Genomic DNA, 2,888 nt, shown 5'->3' with positions numbered 1-2,888 from the left:
CGGGCGGCTGGCCGTCGTGGGCGGCGGGGTCGTCGGCGTCGAGATGGCCACGGCCTGGCAGGCGCTCGGCTCCTCGGTCACCCTGCTGGTCCGCGGTGACGGTCTGCTGCCGAAGATGGAGCCGTTCGCGGGCGAGATCGTCGCGGCGGCGCTGAAGGACGCGGGGGTGGAGATCCGTACGGGCACGTCGGTCGCGGAGGTGCGGCGTGCGGGCGGGGACGGCGGGGCGGTGGCCCTCGTACTCGACGGTGGTGAGCGGCTGGAGGCCGATCAGGTGCTGTTCGCGACCGGGCGGGCGCCGCGCACCGACGACCTGGGCCTGGAGACGGTCGGCCTGGAGCCGGGCTCCTGGCTGGCGGTGGACGACAGCTGCCGGGTCACGGCGGTCGGGGACGGCTGGCTGTATGCGGTGGGGGACGCCAACCACCGGGCGCTCCTGACCCACCAGGGCAAGTACCAGGCCCGGATCGCGGGCGACGTGATCGCCGCACGTGCGCGTGGGGAGGGCCGGTTGGACACGCGGCCCTGGGGCGCGCATGTGGCGACGGCCGACTCGGAGGCCGTACCGCAGGTGGTGTTCACCGTGCCGGAGATCGCCTCGGTGGGCCTGACGGCCGCGGAGGCGGAGCGGCAGGGGCGGCGGACGCGGGTGGTCGACTACGACATGGGGCAGGTCGCGGGCGCGTCGCTGTTCGCGGACGGCTACCGGGGCCGGGCCCGGTTGGTCGTGGACGAGGACCGGGGGCATCTGGTGGGCGCGACGTTCGTCGGGCCCGGGGTGGCCGAGCTGCTGCAGTCGGCGACCGTCGCGGTGGTCGGGGAGGTGCCGATGGCGCGGCTGTGCCATGCCGTGCCGTCGTACCCGACGATCAGCGAGGTGTGGCTGTGGCTGCTGGAGGCCTACCGGGGCGGCGGCGGGTCCCCCGCCCACTGATCGGGTCGCCCGCCCACTGATCGGTCGGGAGCCGGGGCGGGCGCTCGGTCGGGCGCCGCTCAGAGGCCGGGCCGGAGGGCGCCGTTCAGCGGTTTGGCGAAGCAGCGGCTGTCCTCGTACTCGCGGAAGTGGCCGAAGCGCTCGCACGGGGTGTAGCCGCTGGAGGTGTAGAGGGCGATGGCCTCCGGCTGCTTGGTGCCGGTCTCCAGGACCATGCGGGCGCGGCCCGCCTCCCGCGCGCCGGCCTCCAGCTCGGCCAGTATGCGGCGGGCCAGGCCCAGGCCGCGGGCCTCGGGGATCACGTACATGCGCTTGATCTCCGCGTCCCCCTCGGAGTAGCCGAGCTCCGCCTCTTCATGGGCGCGCCAGCCGCCGGTGGCCACGGGGCGGTTCCCCTCGTCGTACGCGATGAGGTACAGGCCGTTCGGCGGCGTGAACATGGACGCGTCGAGCGGGGTGATGTCGCCCTCGCCGTCGTAGCGCCGCTGGTATTCCAGCTGCACGGCGTCGTTGAGCTTTACGGCGTCGGGGTGGTCGAAGGGGGTGGCACGGATCTGCATGGGCGTAATCGTACGGAGGTGCGGGCGGGGATCGCGGGCGGCGGGTGTTGTCGGTGGGCTGCCGTAGGGTGCCCGGGTGCTGACTGTGACGACTGTGAATGTGAACGGGCTGCGGGCCGCTGCCAAGAAGGGGTTCGTGGAGTGGCTGGCGGGCACCGGCGCCGATGTCGTGTGCCTCCAGGAGGTGCGGGCCGAGCCCGGGCAGCTGCCGGAGGAGGTGCGCGAGCCGGCCGGCTGGCACACGGTCCACGCGCCGGCGGAGGCGAAGGGGCGCGCGGGGGTCTCGGTGTACACGCGGCGTGCGCCAGATCGGGTCCAAGTGGGCTTCGGGTCCTCGGAGTTCGACGGGAGCGGGCGGTATATGGAGGTCGACCTTCCAGGGGTGACCGTCGCCAGCCTCTATCTGCCCTCGGGCGAGGTCGGCACCGAGCGGCAGGACGAGAAGGAGCGCTTCATGGGCGAGTTCCTGCCGTATCTGAAGGAGCTGCGGGAGCGGGCGGCGGCCGGCGGGCGCGAGGTGCTCGTCTGCGGTGACTGGAACATCGCCCACCGCGAGGCGGATCTGAAGAACTGGAAGGCGAACCGGAAGAACGCGGGGTTCCTTCCGGAGGAGCGCGCCTGGCTGACGCGGGTCCTGGACGCGGGGGAGGGCGGATACGTGGACGTGGTGCGGGAGTTGACCCCGGACGTCGACGGGCCGTACTCATGGTGGTCCTACCGGGGCAAGGCCTTCGACAACGACAGCGGCTGGCGGATCGACTACCAGATGGCGACGGCCGGCCTCGCGGCGCGAGCGGTGAAGGCGCTCGTGGAGCGGGCCGAGCGGTACGACCTGCGGTGGAGCGACCACGCACCGGTGACGGTCGCGTACGGGGCGGGGCGCTGGGCGTCGCGGGCCCGCACTATGGAGGGGTGAGTGCTATGGGATCCCGGGACCGTGACGAGGAGGGGCGGGCTCGCAGCGGGCGGCCCCGGGACGGGTTGGGGCGGCCGCTGCCCTATGGGGCGCCGGGAGTCGAGCGGCAGCCAGAAGGGGTCGTGCGGGCGCCGGGCGAGACGCTCCGGGAGGCTCAGCGGCTGCTCGACGACGGCAGGCCGTTCCATGCGCACGAGGTGTTCGAGGACGCGTGGAAGTCCACGGGGGAGCCGGGAGAGCGCGGTCTGTGGAAGGGCCTCGCGCAGCTGGCCGTCGGGGTGACCCATGCCGCGCGCGGCAACCCGCGGGGTGCTCGGGCGCTGCTGCTGCGGGCTGCCGAGGCCATCCAGCCCTATGCGGACCGCACGCCGTACGGGATCGACGCCCGCGCCCTCTCCGCCTGGGCGCGGCGGACTGCCGAGGGCGTCGACGGCGGAGGAGCCGACGGTGAGGGCAGCGCGGGTGCGGGCGTCGACGG

Annotated in this window: 4 protein-coding genes; 3 read left to right on the top strand and 1 reads right to left on the bottom strand. The window is 74.0% G+C overall.

From position 1 onward, the window contains the following. On the top strand, positions 1-934 hold a 934-nt coding region (locus AOK16_RS18770), incomplete at its 5' end, for an FAD-dependent oxidoreductase (RefSeq protein ID WP_169790914.1). 59 nt (positions 935-993) lie between these two features. On the opposite strand, the gene AOK16_RS18765 is transcribed toward AOK16_RS18770, so the two are convergent. Next, positions 994-1,494 carry a GNAT family N-acetyltransferase gene (locus AOK16_RS18765; protein WP_055473382.1) on the bottom strand — a complete coding sequence of 167 codons (501 nt, stop codon included), beginning with the start codon at positions 1,492-1,494 and terminating at the stop codon, positions 994-996. A gap of 76 nt (positions 1,495-1,570) precedes the next feature. Here AOK16_RS18765 and AOK16_RS18760 point away from each other — a divergent pair, with 76 nt between their 5' ends. Beyond that, positions 1,571-2,410 carry an exodeoxyribonuclease III gene (locus AOK16_RS18760; RefSeq protein ID WP_055473381.1) on the top strand — a complete coding sequence of 280 codons (840 nt, stop codon included), beginning with the start codon at positions 1,571-1,573 and terminating at the stop codon, positions 2,408-2,410. Between the two features lie 5 nt (positions 2,411-2,415). Further along, positions 2,416-2,888: DUF309 domain-containing protein (locus AOK16_RS18755; RefSeq protein ID WP_055473383.1), on the top strand; the 473-nt coding region annotated here is incomplete at its 3' end.

Origin of the sequence: Streptomyces pathocidini, assembly GCF_001418495.1 — a bacterium.
Classification (GTDB): Bacteria; Actinomycetota; Actinomycetes; order Streptomycetales; family Streptomycetaceae; genus Streptomyces; species Streptomyces pathocidini.
The sequence above is the reverse complement of the archived record's forward strand: the minus strand, read 5'-3'. Positions and strand labels throughout refer to the sequence as shown.

Excerpts from the sequence above, each read along its gene's own strand:
- AOK16_RS18765 (WP_055473382.1), bottom strand. The coding sequence starts at position 1,494 with ATGCAGATCCGTGCCACCCCCTTCGACCACCCCGACGCCGTAAAGCTC.